Below are 249 nucleotides of genomic sequence, written 5' to 3' on the forward strand. Positions count from 1 at the left end.
TGCTGCTGATTCGGTCTGGGAACGGGGTAAGGATTCACAAACCCCGGCTGGCCCCCGGGCATGCCTGCCTGAGGAGGAGCAGGAGCAAACGGCTGCTGTATATGACCGTATTCCTGATTCGGATAAAATTGCTGCGGGTACTGCCCTTGCTGATGATATGGCGGCTGCTGCAATGGCTGTATCTGCTGCGGATACGGCGGCTGTAATGGCTGTATCTGCTGCGGGTAGAAATATCCCGCCGGCTGCTGG

1 pseudogene is annotated in these 249 nt (G+C 57.8%); it reads right to left on the bottom strand.

The annotated features are described in order from the left end of the window. A pseudogene (locus SB660_RS22575) lies at positions 1 to 249 on the bottom strand (YppG family protein); the annotation flags it as partial.

The organism is Bacillus sp. SIMBA_005 (assembly GCF_046535585.1).
GTDB lineage: Bacteria > Bacillota > Bacilli > Bacillales > Bacillaceae > Bacillus > Bacillus pumilus.